Origin of the sequence: Occallatibacter gabretensis (assembly GCF_001449115.1) — a bacterium.
In the GTDB taxonomy this organism is placed as follows: domain Bacteria; phylum Acidobacteriota; class Terriglobia; order Terriglobales; family Acidobacteriaceae; genus Telmatobacter; species Telmatobacter gabretensis.
Genome location: NZ_LAIJ01000009.1, coordinates 444,862 through 461,486, shown reverse-complemented (window position 1 = coordinate 461,486; position 16,625 = coordinate 444,862). Strand labels below are relative to the sequence as shown.

Below are 16,625 nucleotides of genomic sequence, written 5' to 3'. Positions count from 1 at the left end.
AGGTTATGGTAGAAGGCCGGGGAGGCAGTTGATCCCCGGTCTTCCGCATTTGAGCCCTCGCATTTTGATGGAATCGCAAACCCCGGTGTGAAAATTTATGCGTTTGGGTGTATGCTCCGCTTCCAAGGGTGGAGACGCATATGGGCCGACAGCCAATCCGAGTGATTACAGTTGAGCGCGAGTATGGTTCGAGGGGCGCGGAGTTTGCGCATGAGCTTGCCGGCAGGCTGGGATGGCGGCTGCTGGACGATGAGCTTTTGAGCAGGGCGGCGCGAGCGGCCGGTGTGCCGGAGAAGGCGGCGGCGGAGTTCGACGACCGGCTGGATCCCTGGTATTACCGCTATGGAAAGCTGTTCTGGCAGGACTCGTTTTACTCCGGCACGGAACCGTGTGACGACAAGGTTTTTGATTGCGCGCGGATGTATGCGCTGATCCGCAAAGAGATGGAAGCTGTGGCGCAGGAGGGAAACTGCGTACTGGTTGGGCGCGGCGCGGCGTGTGCGCTGGCGAGTGTGCCGGGCTGCTTTCACGTCTTTGTGTATGCGACGCAGGCGGCCAAACGCGCGTGGTTTGAGAAGCAGTTTCCTGGTGAGGCGCAGCAGGCAGACCAGCGGCTGGCGGCGCATGACAAGCGGCGCGCGGCGGTGATCAAGCAGTTTTACGGGCAGGAGTGGAATGCGAGAGGGTTGTATCATTTGCTGCTGAACTCGTGCATTGGCGCGGAAGCGATGATTGCGGCTGCTACTGGTGGGGCGGGACTGCAGGTGGGTGTGGCGGAAGTGTTGGCGAGATAAAAGCAGGGATCAGAGATCAGAGGTCAGAGATCACTTTTATAGATAAAACGGCAAAAACTATAAAGAGCTGTAAATATCCCACCCATGCGCGATAAAACCGCGCATGAAGGGGGCACCCAAAGTATGAACTAGACGGAGATGCGGGGGACGCGGGGGCCGATGCTGGTGAAGACTTCCCAGGGGATAGTCTCTGAGGCGTCGGCGAGGTCGTAGGCGGTGATGGTTTCGTTGTCTTGTGTGCCCCTGTTTTGTGTGCCGAGGATGACGACTTCATCTCCGGTTTCGACACCGGGAATTTCTGTGACATCGAGGACAGCCATATCCATGCTGACGCGACCGACGAGCGGGGCGCGCTGGCCGCGGACGAGCAGGCTGAAGCGATTGCTGAGCCTGCGGTCGAGGCCATCGGCGTACCCGGTGGGGATGAGCGCGAGGCGCATGGGTTCAGTGGCGGTGAAGGTGCCGTTATAGCCGATTTCGGTTCCGGCGGGGATGGTGCGCAGGCTGACGACGCGGGTCTTCCAGGTGAGAACAGGCTTGAGGACTGGCTGTCCAGGCAACTGCGCCGCCGGCGCCTGCAGATCAGTGGAACGAGGCGCAATTCCGTATAGTGCGAGGCCGAGGCGGAACATGGGCTTAAGGCCGAAGCGCTGCGCCATTTCTGCGACGTCTGCTGCGTCTGAGCCGAGGAGTGCGGCAGATGCTCCGGCGCTGAGGTATTGCAGATGTGCGGCGGCGGGTGTGGATTGGATCATGCGCAGGGCTTCGTCGAGCTTGACGTACTGTTGGGCGGATCGTGCGCCGTTGTCTTCGTCGCTGGCGTAGAGGTGCGTCATGACGGCTTCGATACGCAGCGGCGATGAGGGCGTGATGCGCTTGAGAATGTCAGGAAGTTCTTCGAGAGCTGCACCCTGGCGGCTCATGCCGGTGTCGATTTCAAGATGGACGGCGAGCGACGCGGGGCCAAGCGCGGCGGCGTGGGCGGCGGATTCGAGCTCGTCGAGATGTTCGAGGGTCCAGATGCAGGGGGTGATGCCGTGCGCGATGACGGTTGCGCCCCAGCCGGGAAGGATGCTGCCGAGGGCGAGGATACGCGCCTGCGGGGCATAAGCGCGGGCAGCGATGGCTTCTTCCACGCTGGCGACGGCGAGCCAGTGTGCGCCGGCGCGGACGGCGGCTGGAGCGCAGAGCGAGAGGCCATGGCCATAGGCGTTGGCTTTGACGACGGCGACGCATTCGGCGCTGCCCGGAGCGAGCTGGCGGAGGAAACGGTAATTATCTTCGAGGGCGCTGGTGTCGATCTCGGCGAGATTCGCAAAAGCCGGGGAGGCGTGGGTGGTCATAAGGGGGTCCAAAGCTAGAGTTTAGCGTGGCGCAATGAGGGCAAAGGCGACGACGGTCTCGATATTGGAGTCAAGCTCGGTGAGGATTTCGGATTCGAAGGCATGTGGAGGGTGAAGCTCGCAGGCGGCGATTGTTTCTTCCGATGCGCCGATGAAGCATAGCTCGCAGCAGGCAAGGGCGGTGTTGGTGGGGTCTTCGGGTTCGACGCGGACTGGCGGGCCGAAGACGCGGCAGGTCATGGGGCGATATTCGTAAACATCGCAGAGGCCGGTGGCTGGATCGAGCGCGGGGCAGGGGGCATCGTTGGCGAAGTCTTCGAAGGCTTCTTGTTCAGATTCGGATTTGCCGAGAGTGCCGGTGGCGAGATTGCCGGGGAAGTTGGGGCTGTGTTCGGCGAGCCAGGATTGGGCGCGTGCTTCGATCCGGGCGGCGAGTGTGGGATTGGATTGGCGCAGGGATTCCATGCCCGAGCTGAGACGAGCGGCGTCGAGGGCATTGATGGCGAAGGCTCCGTGGCAGCATTGCGTGCAGCCAGGGCGGCAGGCTAGCCATGAGCCCGAGATATGGGTTGTGCGGGCGAGCTCGGTGTCCATGATCTGGATGAGCTCGGAGTCGCGCGGGGGGAGGGGCATGAATTCAGGATACGCGCCGGCAAGATGTGGCAGACTGTCGGCATGAGCTGTATGCGATGCGAGGGGTTTTCTGAGCCCCGGAACTTCAGCCATCCGCGTGAGTACCGTGATATTGCACGACGGCTGCTGGATATTATTGACCAGGGTACATTCGTGTTGGTGAAAGCGAGTTGCCCACTGTACGAACTGCTGGGGCCGGTGTGGCCGGGAGATATTCTGGAGCATGTTTTCGAGTGCGCTGCGTGCGGAAGCAGATATCGATTGATGGCCGATACCTGGCACGGTTCTGTGAGTTGGGGACCGATGGCGAACGAGGATTCGGAATAAGCCCGATCTTCATTGCAGCGGTGCTATAACGGGCACTAGTGATTGTGATCTACCTTGAGCACATTCCGAAGCCGCCGCTGGACCGGTTTGTCCGGGTGTTGTGGTATGCGCGCGCACCGGAGTGCGGGCACAGGCGCGAGCGCGTTTTGCCGACGGGCAATACGCAGGTGATTCTGAACCTGGCGCGGGATTTTCTGCTGGATTGCCCTGAGGGTGAGCCGGCCCGGCAGATGGCTGCATCGCAGGTGGTGGGCGCGCGGACGGTGTTTGAGATTGTGGATACCTCCGACATGGCGGACCTGATTGGAGTGGTCTTTCGGCCAGGTGGTTTTCCGGTGTTTGCAAGGGATGCGGCGGACGTGTTCAGCAATCGCAGCATGGGCCTTGAGGATGTGTGGGGTCTACGGGCGCGGGGATTGCGGGATCGTCTGCGGGAGCTGGCGACACCAGAGCAGCGGCTGCGATGTCTCGAAGAGTTTCTTACGGCGTTTTGCGTGGCAGGAAGCAATGGTTATGCTGTGATGCCTGCGATTGAGTTTGCGTTGCGGCGCTTTGGGCGGGATGCGTGTGTGACCTCTGTGCGCGAGGTGGCGCGATCCGTGGGATGGAGCGAGCGAAGGTTCTCGCAGGTGTTTCGCGAGCAGGTAGGGCTGTCGCCGAAGGTATGGTGCCGGGTGCAGCGTTTTCAGCGCGTGGTACGGCAGCTGCATGCGGGTGTGGATGTGCCGTGGCCGGAGCTGGCGCTGGAGTGTGGATATTACGACCAGTCGCATTTTGCGAATGAGTTTCGCGCGTTTTCCGGGATTGATGCGACGACCTACACCCGGCTGCGTGGCACGCCGTGGGCGAATCATGTGGTGGCGGATTAGAAACAACATTTCCGAAATTTCCAAGACTGCTTGATTGCGCGAGTGACATGCTGGGTGGCGTAGGTAGAACGCCAGAGGAGGTTTTATGGGAAACGAATTGAAATCTACGATTATGCCCGCGCTGCGGTATAAGGATGCGCCGGCGGCGATTGAGTGGTTGTGCAACGTGCTTGGGTGCACGAAACATGCTGCGTACGTGAATGAGGATGGAACGATTGCGCACGCGGAGCTGGCGCTGGGCGGCGGGATGATCATGCTTGGTTCGGCAAAGGACGATGTGCACGGGAAGCGGTTTAAGTCACCCGGCGAAGTTGGTGGCGAGACGCGGAGCGCGTATGTGGTGGTGGCGGATACGGACGCTGTGTACGCGAAGGCGCATGCTGCGGGTGCGGTGATTCTCAGGGAGATTCAGAATACGGACTACGGAAGCAGGGAGTTTACGCTTCTTGACCCAGAGGGGCATAGCTGGAGCGTGGGGACGTACGATCCTTGGAAGGCGCACGAGTAGGCCGTGCGGTCCGATAAGATGGTGGACATCTTTCGGTAGAGGGGATTTGTGCGCATGATTGCTCGTTGTGTGGTTTGGTTGGTGATGGGTCTGGTGGCGGGTGCGGCTTGCGCGCAGGAGGCGCATCTGCTGGTGGTGCAGAAGGGCGATGCGAGCCTGGGGATTGTCGATCCGTGGGCGGGTAAGTTGCTGGCCGCGGTGCCGGAGGGCGGCGTTACCGGGCATGAAGTGATTGCTTCGAGAGATGGGAAGCTGGCGTATGTGCCGATCTATGGGAACTCCGGCGTGGGCAAGCCGGGGACGGACGGGCACGAGCTGGTTGTGATTGATCTGGCGTCGCGGAGTGTGGTGGGACATGTGGATTTCGGCCACGGGGTAAGGCCACACATGCCGCTGATCGGACCGAAGGATGGGCTGCTGTATGTGACGACGGAGCTGGAGAAGTCCATCACGCTGATTGACCCGAAGACGCTGAAGATTGTGGGATCGATACCGACGGGGCAGGAGCAGAGTCACATGCTTGCGCTCTCGCATGACGGGCGGCGCGGCTATACGGCGAATGTTGGGCCGGGGACGGTGTCGGTGCTGGATATTAAGGCGAGAAAGACGCTGATGGTGATTCCGATTTCGGGGAATACGCAGCGGATTTCAATTACGCCGGATGATAAGTGGGTGTTTACGGCGGACCAGACGAAGCCGCAGCTTGCGGCGATTGATACGGCGACTAACACGGTAGCGAAGTGGATTGCGCTGGAGGGCGTGGCCTATGGGACAACGCCGACACTTGATGGGCGGTGGCTGATGGTGACCATATCCGGCAAGAGCAAGGTTGCCGTGGTGGACCTGAAGACGATGCAGGTGGTGCGCAGCGTGGATACGCCGGCTGATCCGGAGGAGATTTTGATGCGGCCGGATGGGAAGGTTGCGTATGTGTCGTGCGTGGGTTCGCACAAGATTGCCGAAGTGGACCTGGGCACGTGGACGGTGACACGGACGATTGAGGATGGCGCGAATTCGGATGGGCTGGCTTGGGCGGGGAAGTGAGTTCTACGACTACTTATCAGGTTGTTCTGCGGAAATCTGAAGAAGGCTATAGCGTTTCCTGCCCTGGATTGACAGGATGCTTTTCGCAGGGCTCAACCAAAGAAGAGGCTCTTACAAACATACACGCCGCGATACATGAATATGTGGAAGTTGCCAGAGAACTGTCGGGCAGCGAAAGGAACATTCGAGAGTAATATCAGTGGTGTAAATTCCTACCTCCAATCAGTTTGCTTGCTGAAACTAAGAAAAAGATCCAGATATTTCAAATACTAGGTTTCACATGACTTGGTTTTTCCGGTGTACGGATCGTAATGTCAGTACTATAAGGTCTGTAAAGAAACTCGAATTCACGAACATTGGTCAATGCGCCTCGATGGGACCAATCGGTATACGTGAGTCGCGCCAAAATCTTTGCAGTTTGATCTAAATCTTTGTCGAAAAGACCTTTTACATCACCAGAATTCATGCTCTGAGTAAGCAGTAGCATGATCGAATTTGAAACGTCGATAGTTTCTACCGAGTGCGGTTTAATTACTGCATGTAACGAATCGAAATGTTGATTTGGGACCATTGCAACATCCGCTCTTTGTAACCCAACCGTTTCAACCAAGAAAGATTGCTCACTATAATTCCATACTGCGATTTGAAAGCGCCTTCCAAACTGTAGCGGAATCAGCTGGTTGGTATTTGGGAAATCGGGGTGCCGTCTATGCCATCTGGCTTCGTCGAATGTCTCGATCCAAAACTGTGGCACAACGCTTGTCTTCTGCTCCCACTGCTGTTGCTGCAGGCTTAATGAAGCCTTCATTTGTTTCAATTGCTCTTGTTGCAAATCAATAGTCTGCTGAGCTTTGCGAAGAGATGTATAAGTAAAGAAAACGTAGACAATAGTTATCGATGAAGAAATTGCTGCCGCTATGAAGGAAAGCCAACCTGCAAAAGCCGCTGCCTTTCCATCGCCGTTCTGCCATACATGCCAGAACCATGCTGAAAGCCCAAGCGCGACTAGCCCAATGACGCCTAAAACAGCAAGTAACAGCTTACGGTTTGAATGATTTACAGTTTCAGCCACGTCTGATGTTTGTTGCATGGTGGGATTCTAACTTGAAGAGCGCGCGGTCCTACTAAACAATCTCGCGGTTCCAGTTTTCGAGCGTGTCTTTGAATGTCGTCATGAATTTGCCGGCGTCTGCGCCGTCGATGATGCGGTGATCGAAGCCGAGGCAGTGGGTCTGCATAGAGCGGATGGCGATGGTGTCGTTGCCTTCTGAATCTGTGAGGACGACTGGTTCCTTCTTCAGGCCGCCGATGGCTAGGATGGCGGCCTCGGGCTGATTGAGGATGGGCGTGCCGTACTCGCCGCCGAAGACGCCGGAGTTAGTGAGCGTGAAGGTGGAGCCGGAGGCTTCTTCGGGCTTGAGCTTTTTGGTGCGGGCGCGCTCGGCGAGATCGGCGATGGCGCGGGCGAGTGCGGGGAAGCTGAGGGTTTCGGCCTGGCGGACTACGGGCACGATGAGACCCCATTCAAGCGCGACGGCGATGCCGAGATGGATGTTGCCGTGGTAGCGGATGCCGCTGACGCCGCCATTGGTCTCGATCGATGCATTGACGATGGGGAACTGGCGCAGAGCATCAATGGCTGCGGCGGCGATGAAGGGCATAAAGGTGAGCTTGACGCCGTGGCGCTGCTCGAAGGCGGCGCGGGTGCGCTCGCGAAGACGCACGACGCGCGTCATGTCGACCTTGTAAATGGAGTAGGCGTGCGGGCTGGTGCGGCGGCTCTCCAGCATGCGTTCCGCAATGATGCTGCGCATGCGGGACATGGGGACGAGTTCGTCCTTCAGTGTCGGGACTGGCCGTCCAGGCGATTGCGCCTGCGACGCGGACTGTGCAGAGGCAGCCGTGCCTCCGTCCGCAAGATAGCTGAGAATGTCGTCTTTGTTGATGCGGCCGGCTGAGCCTGTGCCGCGGATGTGGCGCAGGTCGATGTTGTGCTCGCGGGCGATGCGGCGGACGAGGGGTGAAGAACGTAACGGCTCGTCGCTGACGATGGGTGCAGGCTGCGACTGCGGTACAGGAACCGGCGCAGGTGTGGCAGCTTGCTTTGGTTCTTCCGATTTTGGAGCAACGGCGGGCGCAGGTTCTGCGGCGGCTGTGGATGAGGCAGGTACGGGCGCTTCGTTCGATCCCCCAATGACGGCGACGACGGTGTTGATAGTGACGGTTTCGCCTTCAGGGCATTTGATCTCTGAGAGGATGCCGGAGGCGGGAGCCGGGATTTCGGCGTCTACTTTGTCCGTGGAGATTTCAAAGAGCGGCTCATCTTTTTCGACGACGTCTCCGGGCTTCTTGAGCCATTTGGTAATGGTGCCCTCAAAGATTGATTCGCCCATCTGGGGCATGACAACGTCGGTCGGCATGAGTAATTCTCCGCGTTACAAAGAGGCCGCAAAATGAACGGTCCCCAAGCCGGGATTATAAATTGCCGCACTTCGCGTGCGGCGGACTGCGCCTGCGGCGCCATTCTTGCGAGGGTGGGCACCCGCAGGTACAAATCACGCGCGATGTTGCGGGTGCTCGCGGCCCAGGAACTGCTCTAGCTCGCGAGGCAGTTGCAGAGGAGTATCTTCGGCGCCCCGGGCGCGAAGGGTGTGAAGACTTTCGACGGCGAGGATGGGTTGCGCGAAGACCATGCCGAACTGCCGCGCGGCTTCATGCGCGGCAGCTTCCAATGCGGGCAGACGCGCGGGGTCAGATATTTCGAGATTGAGGCTCGCTACTGGCTTGTCAGTGATGCCGCAGGGATTGATGAGCTGGAAGTCGCTGAGGTTGGTAGTGAGGTTGAAGGCGAAGCCATGTGAGGTGATGCCGCGCGAGACATGGATGCCGATGGCGGCGATCTTACGATCTGCGGGCGGCAACTCTTTGGACGAATTTTGTGGCTCGACTGAGTTTGAGGCCGCGCCATCATTCAGGCCGCACCAGACGCCGGTGAGGCCGGGGATGCGTCCGGCGTGGACGCCATAGGTGCCGCAGAGGCGGATAAGGGCTTCTTCCATGAGGCGGACGAAGTCGACGGGGCCGAGACGGTTGCCGGAGACGGCCTTCATGCTGCGGAGGTCGAAGATGGGATAGCCGATAAGCTGACCGGGACCGTGATAGGTGACGTCGCCGCCGCGATTGATGTGGTGGAGGGTGACGCCGCGGCTGGCGAGAAGCGCGTCGGAAGCGAGAACGTTGGAGCGATCGGCGTTGCGACCGAGGGTGAGAACTGGCGGGTGTTCGAGCAGCAGAAGCGTGTTGCCGATGCGGCCGGCGCGGCGCAGCTCGACGAGCTCATTCTGCAGCGCGAGGGCTTCGTCGTAGGGCATGCGGCCGAGATATAGGTACTCGATCATTCATTTCTATTTTACGAGCGGCGAATGGTTCGGATCAGTTCTCGACTTTGGCCTGAAAGATGCCTTTGAGTGCCGGAAAGACGTGCCAGAAGAGGATGAACCAGAGGATGGCTGCCAGCGCGCCCGGAGCAATGCTGGCCGGCGCCATGAGTACGTGCACCACGAGAATGTTGAAGATCATTGGACCGAGCAGCGTGACCGCGAGCGGGACGAAGCGATTGACGAGGAGGAGCAAAGCGGGCACTACCTGAAAGAAACCGATGACGTATACATAGCCGGAGGCGGCAAGCGCGCCGGCAAATTGCCCCATGAGGCCAGGAGGCATAGGGCCAGTGGGAATGAAATGCAGGAATGCGTTACTGCCAAAGACCAGAAAGAGTATGCCCAGCAGATAGCGGGCGATGGCGGCGACGATCTTCATTATGAGACTCCTTGCAATGCAACTCTGAGTGCCTGATCCATGAGGGCATTATAGGCAGTTCTTTTCCTGAGAAAGCGCCGCAACAGCATACGCTGCGGTGGGTACAGCGCACTACGGATGCGTTCTTCTGCAGGTATTGTGTTCCACCGGTGGCGGGGCTACGTTGGGATCGCAGGCTGCACCTGGCAGGAAACAACTCTTGATTTTCTGATACTTGGCGCAGTTCTCGTCATTGGTTGCGGTGTCTGTAACTTCATACTGCTGGGCCGGGGTAAGCGACCAGTTCAACGGATCGGTAAGGGGCTTATCGGTAGCCGTGCTGTTAGGGGCGGTAGAGCGGTCGTCGATCACGAAATGCTTGATGTCCAGCCGATCCTTGTACGTGCCCATGAGCATGAGAAGGACGTTGCGGTTGCGGTCTGTGATGCTGTCATGGCCTGCTCCCCAGAAGCCCTGAAGCGGCGCGAAGAGCTGATTGAAGAGGTTCCAGGGGACTTTGTTGCTTGCGATATCCTGCCAGGCGAGGCAACATGCCTGAGCGGTCGGGGATACATCGGGGCTGTTGCGAATTTCTACGAGAATGATTCGAAGCGGGCCGGAGGATTTCACTCTTGCTTCAATGACGCTGCATGGGTTTTGGGGCGATGAGGCCTGCTTCCTGCGCGCGTCTCCCCAGCAATCGAGTGAGGCGCGCAGAAATTCCATGGCGGATGCGGTGCCGTCGTTGTCGTAGTAGCCTCCATCGACGAAGTGGACACCGAGTTTGTGGTGCATGTTGGGGAAGGTCGCGGCCGAGGAGACGTACGGAAAGGTTGCGGAGAGCTGCGCGGCTGTGGCGAGAGGAAGATCGGCGTATTTATTCGCGAAGTTCCGGCTGACGGGAGGGTCGGGAAGCCGTTGTCTTCCGTATACCTGCAGGAACGATTCCGCAGGCTCGGGATTGAAGGGATCAGGTGTGAGGGAAGCGGGGAGAACCCTATAGTTGGCCGATAGAAACCGATATCCGCCTTCGACCGTGGTGGTGTTCATGGTGAATGCGGGGATGGAGTCGTCGAGTGGGTTGAGATTGCCGGCCATTAGCTCGGCTTCGTTCTTTTCATTCTGACCGTGCGCGTAGAGGACTTCACTGCGCAGAATGGGCCTGAACTTGTCGCTCAGGTTGTAGTTCTGCTCAAAGACGGTCTGGCAATATGCGTCGTTGAGATTGCGTGAGAAGGCGCGACGCAAGGCCCAGGTGCGGTCCTTGAAGAGAGGCCACTTTTTCAGGTCGTCAACGCCTGACGACGGAGGCACGAAGTAGGGAATGACAGGCACGACGGACTTTGGGATGTCGTAATAGACCATGCCCCAGCCAACGGCTTCAAGGCTGGAGCACTCGGCTTCAATGGGCATGCGATCCCACTGGGGATTGCCTCCGTTGAGCTTGGGGTCCAGCTCCCGCAGATAGGTGTACAGGCCTGCGCTGCCGCCGGAGACGGTGCTGAGCAAGAGAACGTGGTCGTGGAAGGACTTGAGCTCAGGCATCTGGTTGTCATGGAAGAGATGCTCAAGCTGCTGAAGGACGGCTGCGGTCCATGCCGCAGCGTGAATGCCGCCACCGGTAGAGGTGACGATGATCAGAGGCTGATCGTCGGGGAGCTTCTGCAGCTTGGCGGAGAGAATTTCGGCAGGTGTGGGAAGCGTGGCCGGGCTTTGACGGGTTGCGATGGAGATGTAGTGTTCGTCCATTCCGGCGTCGAAATGAAGCATGCGCGGAATGACGATGGTGAAGATGACGGCGGTGATCACGGGTACGCGGAAGCGATCGAGAAAGAAGGCGAGGCCGCCGAGCAGCCAGCCGGCAGACATGATGAGGATGAGCACGAGGGCGAGGATGGGGAAGCGTTCAGCATCTTCTACCAAATAAAGCAGAGGAAGGGACAAGGAGAAGCCGACCATGAGCAAGCCGAGGCAAAGCTTCCAAAGGAAGAGGCGCTTGGCTTCCGGAGGGCTGAGTTCTGCTCCGCCTGGCACCGTTTTGCGAACCACAACCATGAAGATGAGGCCGCCAAGTACGTAGACAATCATGGAGGCCCAGGGCCAGAAACTGACAGGCATGGGAGCCGTGATGGGGCACAGGGCAAAGTAGAGTCCGAAAAACCCTCCGGAGGCTACCAGCGCAAAGTAGTGTGCTTCAAAAAGCAAGCTTTTGTTTTTCGGCTTATAGCCATCGATGGGAAAAAAGAAGGCAAAGAGTCCTGTGATCTTCTCTAATTTATCGGGTGCTTTGGCGTATTCAAGCACATCGCCGCGTCCGCGTCCCTGGCCGTCTTCACTGAGCCAAAACATCCAACGTGGCAGCACGAGCGTCTTCGCCGCTGTAGACAAAGCTGTGCCATCTTCAGGCTGATTTACCGGCTGGTAGGTGAGGTAGTAGCAGCCGCATACGGCGTACCAGAAAAAGAGCGCAAGAATGACGCCGGAGGTAATGCCCAGTGCAATTTGTCCCGAAGAGACGCCTTCCTTGCCGCCGTTGATGAAGAAGTACCCGAACATGAAGAGGTTGGTCAGCTGCGAGGCTAGGGGCGCGATGGTCTCAGCAAACCACCGGTGATCGGGGAGCCACTTGTGCTCCTGCTTTCTTTCAGCGGCGAAGAAGCGCGCCAGCCACAGCGGAGGCCGGTGGCCGAAGCGTTCTTCTCCATGGAAGAGAACGATGCGTGCGAGAGTCAGGGATTCAAATCCGTTTGCGACGAGGAAGAAAGAGACGCAAAGATACTGCACCCAGCGCACCGGCGTAACAATGCCACTCAAGAGAGTGCGCGCGCCGGTCTCATTCAGGGCGCAGAACAGGACTGGAAGAAGCCAGAGAAAGATGGCGAAGCGCAGAAAGTAAAGGTAGCGTACGAGCGCACCGAAAGAATGCCCAGCCTTACCGAAGAAGAGCGAAAAGATCCACTTCCACATAGAAACAACCCCCGATGGAAATTGGCACAGCGAGTGGTCCAATTACCCGGCTCGGAGAAGCCACCCAGGAAAGAATTCGCCAACCGCGCAGGGCGCGGGCCTGAGGGCGAGAGGATGCGTAGAACAGCTACCGGGAAAGTGTGAGGAAAACAGAGCAAGGATAGCGCAAGGACTAGCTGTCCAGGCAATGTTTTTTCGAGAGATAGTGCATTGCGATTGCCGCGCGTTGCACGGGCACGGGCGCACAGGCGAGAATCTAGGGAATGATTGCACACTTGCGTGGGAAGCTGATCGACAAGCAGCCGGGGCAGGCGATTGTCGAAGCGGGCGGCGTGGGCTATGACGTGGCCATCTCCGTGCCGACGTTTACGATGCTCCCGGGAGTGGGCGCAGAAGCTTCGCTGCACATTCATACGCAGGTGACGGATGATGCCATTTCGCTGTTTGGGTTTCACGATCGCGAGGAGAAGCGGCTGTTTGAGCGGCTGATTACTGTCAGCGGCGTGGGGCCGAAGCTGGCGATCAAGATGCTTTCCGGGTTGCAGCCAGAGCGCGCGGTGCAGGCGATTCGGGCGCAGGATCATGCGCAGCTGACGCGGATTCCGGGTGTGGGAAAGAAGCTGGCGGAGAGGTTGGTTGTGGAGCTGAAAGACAAGCTCGATGATTTTGCCGTGGCTCCTGTGCCGACTGGCGTGAAGGGCGCGGCGGTGGACGATGTGCTGAGCGCGCTGGTGAACCTTGGCTATCAGCGGCCCGCCGCGGAAAAGGCGATTGAGCAGGCGGTGAGCAAGGATGCGGCGCTGGCGGGGGATTTCGATCGGTTGTTCCGCGGGGCGTTGAAGGTGATTCGATAGTCAGATAACCTATGTAAGTCAGGTCCAGGGGGGACATCGAGGTATCCGAGCCCGGAATTCTGCGCGACGGTTTATCGCCCAATGCTGCCGTAACCTGCCTGCTTAATTTCTTCGCTCTCGTAATCATTCAGGGACTGCTGCGTTCCGGCCTTTCGGAACGACATGGTTCCCCCTGCTTTTAAGGATGGCGAATTTGCATCGCGGTATAGTTTTTCTTTGTATGTGTGTTGGCGTCGGCAGTCAGGCTCAATCGGCGCCGCTTCCGGATGCTCCCGTTCCTCAGGTGTATTTTGCCGCCTCCGGTCCCAGCGATGGAGCCGCGGATTCCACGTGGTCAGGCAGCTTCACAGATGTGCCGCAGTCGCAGGGGGCTGAGCAGCAAAAAGCCCAACAGAAAACAGGCGGCGGAGATGATACGGCTCCGCTGGAACTCCATCAGCCGAAGCGCATTCTGGGTTTCATGCCCAACTTCCGCTCCGTCTCCGGAGGTGTCGCGCCCCATCCGCTGGGATGGAAGTACAGCTTCGGTATCGCCACCCACCAGGCATTCGATTATTCGTCGTTTGTCTTTCTCGGTATAACTTCCCTTTCTGCCGAAGCTATCAATACTCACCCTGCCCTGGGCAAGGGCGTGGGGGGCTTTTATGCGTATACATGGCGTGGCTTTGTGGACAAGACAGACGGAACCTATCTTTCCGCGTGGCTGCTGCCCAGTCTTCTGCATGAGGATACCCGCTATTACGCGCTGGGGGCGGGACACAGCATCCCGATGCGTGCGTTGTACGTAATCAGCCGGCAGGCAGTGGCGCGAACCTATGGCGGCAGGCAGACACCGAATATTGCGGGGCTGGGAGGCAAGGTTCTGACGCAGGTGATCTCTAAGAACTACTATCCTTCGAGCGCGACGAGCTTCACTGTGTTGGCGAGCAAATTCGGCTATTCCGTGATGCGCGACGTGGCGTTCGCATCGATTCGCGAGTTCTATCCGGATATTGCCGCTCACTACATCCGCCGCCATCGGGCCAAAATGGCGCGACAGGCTGCGCAGAAGGATGCGGCCACACCCTAGGTGTGGAACACGGAGGCGCGTTTTTTGTTAGCCTGCCTGTACTATGTCACGTACCGTGAAAACTGCTTCCGAGCCTGCTGTTCCTTACTTCCGACCGGAGGCGCTGAAGTTTTTGCGCAACCTCGCGCGGCATAACGATCGCGAGTGGTTTCAGCCTCGCAAGGCTACTTTTGAGGCGGAGCTGAAGGAGCCGATGCTCGCCGTTGTTCGCAAGGTGACGGAGGCGATGCTGGAGTTTGCGCCGCAGCACGTGCGGCCGGCGGAGAAGAGCCTGTTTCGGATTTATCGGGACACGCGGTTTGCCTCCGACAAACGGCCTTACAAGACACATGTGGCGGCGTGGTGGTCGCATCAAGGGCTGGAGAAGACATCCGGCGCGGGGTACTACTTTCACGTGAGCGCCAAGGAAGTGGTGATTGCCGCGGGTGCGTATATGCCGGAGAAGGATCAGCTGGCGGCGATACGGAACTGGCTGCTGGAGAATCACGAATCGTTCAGAAAGCTTCTCCAAAAGCCTAACGTGCGCAGGCACTTCACTGAGTTCGACGGGAATGCGTTGACGCGGCCTCCAAAGGGATTTCCTGCCGAGCACCCGGGGATGGATTTGATCAAATGCCGGCAGTGGGGGCTGGGTGCGACGCTGCCCGCGGAGACGGCTCTGGATAAGAATCTTGCGGCGACATTGATCAGGTATTTCAAGCTGGCGACGCCGATGGTGGATGCGCTGAATGCGCCAATTGAGGCGGCGTTGAAGCCGAAGAAGAAGGTTTTGTTTGGGCTGGGTAGCGGCTTTTAGCCCTTAGTTTTTAGCTCGATTGCGGAAGGGAAGCGAGAGTGCTATTCCACCCGGCGACACGGAACAGAGACGCCGCACGAATGGTGCACCCGGCTTTTGTGGTGCGGCTGGGGAATCGCACAAAAATCGCGCGCTGGGGACCCGGTGGTGCGATGAAACTGCTCCAAGGATGAGGCACCCGGCTGCCTGGGTTCCTGGCAGGATCTGCGAACATTCTATTGGCAGGAGGAAAAATATGGGTGCAGCAGCAGGAGCAGCAGCAGCGGCGGCGGCGATGGCGAACGCTATCAAGGCCGCAGGCACGGTGGTCTTTGTTGAGGCGGAGGAGTTTCAGAAGATTTTGGCAAAGGTGCAGGAGCCTTTGGTGGTTACAGCGGACGGAGGATTTTTCAAACACAAGTATCAATACCTGACAAGCTACAAAGGCCTGGCATTCTTTGCCAGCTCCGAGGAAGTGATTCCTCTGCCTGCTGACGCCATGATTGTGAAGGCGGAAAAGATCTGGGTGCCGAACGCGGGGTGAAACTGGTGCGATCCCGTGTGCGCCAATGCACTAGACTGGAAGGGTACCGATTTCACAGCAGGATTTGCTTCTTATGACCGTTGCATCGCAGTCGTCTCTTGTCAAAACTCTGGAAGCAGCCGCAGCCAAGGCTGGGCTAACAGTCTCATCGATCAGCCAAGGCAAGGATTTTCACGACGAGCCCACGGCGGTGTTTGTGCTGGCGGCGCCCGGGGCTGTTTCCGGGGCCGAGGGCAGAACGCTGCAGCTTGAGCTGAGCGAGGGATTTGATCCGGCGAAGGCCGGGCTGGCTGATGGGCTGACGGCGCACCTGGCGGCGGCGGCTAAACGGCTGAGGAATCCGCGGCCCGAGTGTTATGTGACGCTGGGCGGCCTGCCTGTTTCGCTGAGTAAGTTTGCGTGGCCGTTCCACCTGTCCACTTCGGGCGCGGACACCTACATTGTGCATGGTGAGATGCGTCTGGCTGACGGCGGAGCGGAGACACTGCACGTGAAGCTGGCTGCGAGCGTGACGGTGACGTTTGCCGAGATCGTTCCGGCGATGGAGCAGCCCTATGCGGAGTCGTTTGTGTACAACGCTGTCCGCAAGACGTTGGACCTGGGACAGCTTGAGTTTTTGAAGTCGGGCAATCGCCAGCCAGTCTTTGTGACGACTCGCTTTTACAGCCGCTGGCATAAGCAGTTTGTCTTTACAGATACCAACGACACCGAGCGGCTGCAATACCTGCTGAGCAAGGTGTACTGGCTGAGCGGTGTGCTGGGTGAGAATAAGCCGGTGTGGATTGCTGATCCGCAGGATGCGCAGTACCTGAACACGACTGAAGCCGACCTGCTGCGTATGGCAAGCCACGAGGCGGGCGAAGGGCTGCTCACCATAGATGGCGAGTTTGCCGCGCCCACGCCCACGCTGCTGGAACGTGCGCCGGAGTTCAAGGCGGCTCTCGAGGCCGGATTGAACTTCACCAAGCCGCACTTCAACGAGAGCATGCGGGCGGGCGAAGCGAATATGTAATTTGCGCGCGGAGCGCGCAAATTACAGGGACTTAGGGAATAGGGACTAAGGGACTAGAAAAACAAAGGTGCGGTTCGTGAATGCAAAT

17 protein-coding genes are annotated in these 16,625 nt (G+C 58.6%); 10 read left to right on the top strand and 7 right to left on the bottom strand.

Features of this window, described 5'->3' with window-relative positions; translation table 11 throughout:
• Positions 1 to 140: 140 nt before the first annotated feature.
• Positions 141 to 794 (top strand): cytidylate kinase-like family protein, encoded by a 654-nt coding sequence (locus VO84_RS08190; RefSeq protein ID WP_058187177.1) that lies wholly within the window; start codon positions 141 to 143, stop codon positions 792 to 794.
• 128 nt (positions 795 to 922) lie between these two features.
• Here VO84_RS08190 and alr read toward each other — a convergent pair whose 3' ends face one another.
• Together alr and VO84_RS08180 are read right to left on the bottom strand one after the other, a co-directional pair.
• Entirely contained in the window at positions 923 to 2,149 is a 1,227-nt protein-coding gene (alr, locus tag VO84_RS08185; protein ID WP_197413956.1) for an alanine racemase, read from the bottom strand.
• Positions 2,150 to 2,158: 9 nt separating this feature from the next.
• Complete coding sequence (locus VO84_RS08180; RefSeq protein ID WP_058188659.1) at positions 2,159 to 2,770, bottom strand: YkgJ family cysteine cluster protein; 612 nt, start codon at positions 2,768 to 2,770, stop codon at positions 2,159 to 2,161.
• Between the two features lie 365 nt (positions 2,771 to 3,135).
• Here VO84_RS08180 and VO84_RS08175 point away from each other — a divergent pair, with 365 nt between their 5' ends.
• The 4 genes from VO84_RS08175 (at position 3,136) to VO84_RS22110 (ending at position 5,712) form a co-directional block, all read left to right on the top strand.
• Complete coding sequence (locus VO84_RS08175) at positions 3,136 to 3,966, top strand: helix-turn-helix domain-containing protein (RefSeq protein WP_058187175.1); 831 nt, start codon at positions 3,136 to 3,138, stop codon at positions 3,964 to 3,966.
• Between the two features lie 85 nt (positions 3,967 to 4,051).
• Positions 4,052 to 4,474 carry a VOC family protein gene (locus VO84_RS08170; RefSeq protein ID WP_058187174.1) on the top strand — a complete coding sequence of 141 codons (423 nt, stop codon included), beginning with the start codon at positions 4,052 to 4,054 and terminating at the stop codon, positions 4,472 to 4,474.
• A 54-nt stretch (positions 4,475 to 4,528) separates the two neighbouring features.
• Positions 4,529 to 5,518: a cytochrome D1 domain-containing protein gene (locus tag VO84_RS08165; RefSeq protein ID WP_058187173.1), complete on the top strand. Its 990-nt coding sequence runs from the start codon at positions 4,529 to 4,531 to the stop codon at positions 5,516 to 5,518.
• A complete protein-coding gene (locus tag VO84_RS22110) occupies positions 5,515 to 5,712 on the top strand; it encodes a type II toxin-antitoxin system HicB family antitoxin (protein WP_082662044.1) in 198 nt (65 codons plus the stop codon). The genes VO84_RS08165 and VO84_RS22110 overlap by 4 nt, the downstream gene beginning before the upstream one ends.
• A 68-nt stretch (positions 5,713 to 5,780) precedes the next feature.
• Here the strand turns inward: VO84_RS22110 and VO84_RS08160 are convergent, their stop codons facing one another.
• The 5 genes from VO84_RS08160 to VO84_RS08140 all read right to left on the bottom strand — a co-directional run bounded on the left by VO84_RS08160 (position 5,781) and on the right by VO84_RS08140 (position 12,283).
• The gene (locus tag VO84_RS08160; RefSeq protein ID WP_058187172.1) at positions 5,781 to 6,608 is read right to left on the bottom strand and encodes a hypothetical protein; all 828 of its coding nucleotides are present in this window, start codon (positions 6,606 to 6,608) and stop codon (positions 5,781 to 5,783) included.
• A gap of 34 nt (positions 6,609 to 6,642) precedes the next feature.
• Entirely contained in the window at positions 6,643 to 7,938 is a 1,296-nt protein-coding gene (gene sucB, locus VO84_RS08155; RefSeq protein WP_058187171.1) for a 2-oxoglutarate dehydrogenase, E2 component, dihydrolipoamide succinyltransferase, read from the bottom strand.
• Between the two features lie 135 nt (positions 7,939 to 8,073).
• Positions 8,074 to 8,916 (bottom strand): lipoyl(octanoyl) transferase LipB, encoded by an 843-nt coding sequence (gene lipB, locus VO84_RS08150; protein ID WP_082661837.1) that lies wholly within the window; start codon positions 8,914 to 8,916, stop codon positions 8,074 to 8,076.
• Positions 8,917 to 8,950: 34 nt separating this feature from the next.
• On the bottom strand, positions 8,951 to 9,337 hold the full coding sequence (locus VO84_RS08145) for a hypothetical protein (protein ID WP_058187170.1): 387 nt from the start codon (positions 9,335 to 9,337) through the stop codon (positions 8,951 to 8,953).
• Positions 9,338 to 9,448: 111 nt separating this feature from the next.
• Positions 9,449 to 12,283 carry a hypothetical protein gene (locus VO84_RS08140; protein WP_058187169.1) on the bottom strand — a complete coding sequence of 945 codons (2,835 nt, stop codon included), beginning with the start codon at positions 12,281 to 12,283 and terminating at the stop codon, positions 9,449 to 9,451.
• Positions 12,284 to 12,546: 263 nt separating this feature from the next.
• Between VO84_RS08140 and ruvA the strand changes: the two genes are divergently transcribed.
• The 5 genes from ruvA (at position 12,547) to VO84_RS08115 (ending at position 16,537) form a co-directional block, all read left to right on the top strand.
• Positions 12,547 to 13,137: a Holliday junction branch migration protein RuvA gene (gene ruvA, locus VO84_RS08135; RefSeq protein ID WP_058187168.1), complete on the top strand. Its 591-nt coding sequence runs from the start codon at positions 12,547 to 12,549 to the stop codon at positions 13,135 to 13,137.
• Between the two features lie 220 nt (positions 13,138 to 13,357).
• A complete protein-coding gene (locus VO84_RS08130) occupies positions 13,358 to 14,206 on the top strand; it encodes a hypothetical protein (RefSeq protein WP_058187167.1) in 849 nt (282 codons plus the stop codon).
• Positions 14,207 to 14,249: 43 nt separating this feature from the next.
• Complete coding sequence (locus tag VO84_RS08125) at positions 14,250 to 15,002, top strand: DUF2461 domain-containing protein (RefSeq protein ID WP_058187166.1); 753 nt, start codon at positions 14,250 to 14,252, stop codon at positions 15,000 to 15,002.
• Between the two features lie 235 nt (positions 15,003 to 15,237).
• Complete coding sequence (locus VO84_RS08120; RefSeq protein WP_058187165.1) at positions 15,238 to 15,525, top strand: hypothetical protein; 288 nt, start codon at positions 15,238 to 15,240, stop codon at positions 15,523 to 15,525.
• 73 nt (positions 15,526 to 15,598) lie between these two features.
• Positions 15,599 to 16,537, top strand: a complete 939-nt coding sequence (locus VO84_RS08115) for a hypothetical protein (RefSeq protein WP_058187164.1) — start codon at positions 15,599 to 15,601, stop codon at positions 16,535 to 16,537.
• Positions 16,538 to 16,625 lie beyond the last annotated feature (88 nt).

What these genes read in the sequence shown, in the direction of transcription:
- ruvA (WP_058187168.1), top strand. Translation starts at nt 12,547, where the DNA reads ATGATTGCACACTTGCGTGGGAAGCTGATCGACAAGCAGCCGGGGCAG.
- VO84_RS08165 (WP_058187173.1), top strand. Translation starts at nt 4,529, where the DNA reads ATGATTGCTCGTTGTGTGGTTTGGTTGGTGATGGGTCTGGTGGCGGGT.
- VO84_RS08115 (WP_058187164.1), top strand. Translation starts at nt 15,599, where the DNA reads ATGACCGTTGCATCGCAGTCGTCTCTTGTCAAAACTCTGGAAGCAGCC.
- sucB (WP_058187171.1), bottom strand. Translation starts at nt 7,938, where the DNA reads ATGCCGACCGACGTTGTCATGCCCCAGATGGGCGAATCAATCTTTGAG.
- VO84_RS08130 (WP_058187167.1), top strand. Translation starts at nt 13,358, where the DNA reads ATGTGTGTTGGCGTCGGCAGTCAGGCTCAATCGGCGCCGCTTCCGGAT.
- lipB (WP_082661837.1), bottom strand. Translation starts at nt 8,916, where the DNA reads ATGATCGAGTACCTATATCTCGGCCGCATGCCCTACGACGAAGCCCTC.
- VO84_RS08170 (WP_058187174.1), top strand. Translation starts at nt 4,052, where the DNA reads ATGGGAAACGAATTGAAATCTACGATTATGCCCGCGCTGCGGTATAAG.
- VO84_RS08125 (WP_058187166.1), top strand. Translation starts at nt 14,250, where the DNA reads ATGTCACGTACCGTGAAAACTGCTTCCGAGCCTGCTGTTCCTTACTTC.
- VO84_RS08180 (WP_058188659.1), bottom strand. Translation starts at nt 2,770, where the DNA reads ATGCCCCTCCCCCCGCGCGACTCCGAGCTCATCCAGATCATGGACACC.
- VO84_RS08145 (WP_058187170.1), bottom strand. Translation starts at nt 9,337, where the DNA reads ATGAAGATCGTCGCCGCCATCGCCCGCTATCTGCTGGGCATACTCTTT.
- VO84_RS08160 (WP_058187172.1), bottom strand. Translation starts at nt 6,608, where the DNA reads ATGCAACAAACATCAGACGTGGCTGAAACTGTAAATCATTCAAACCGT.
- VO84_RS08140 (WP_058187169.1), bottom strand. Translation starts at nt 12,283, where the DNA reads ATGTGGAAGTGGATCTTTTCGCTCTTCTTCGGTAAGGCTGGGCATTCT.
- VO84_RS08120 (WP_058187165.1), top strand. Translation starts at nt 15,238, where the DNA reads ATGGGTGCAGCAGCAGGAGCAGCAGCAGCGGCGGCGGCGATGGCGAAC.
- VO84_RS08190 (WP_058187177.1), top strand. Translation starts at nt 141, where the DNA reads ATGGGCCGACAGCCAATCCGAGTGATTACAGTTGAGCGCGAGTATGGT.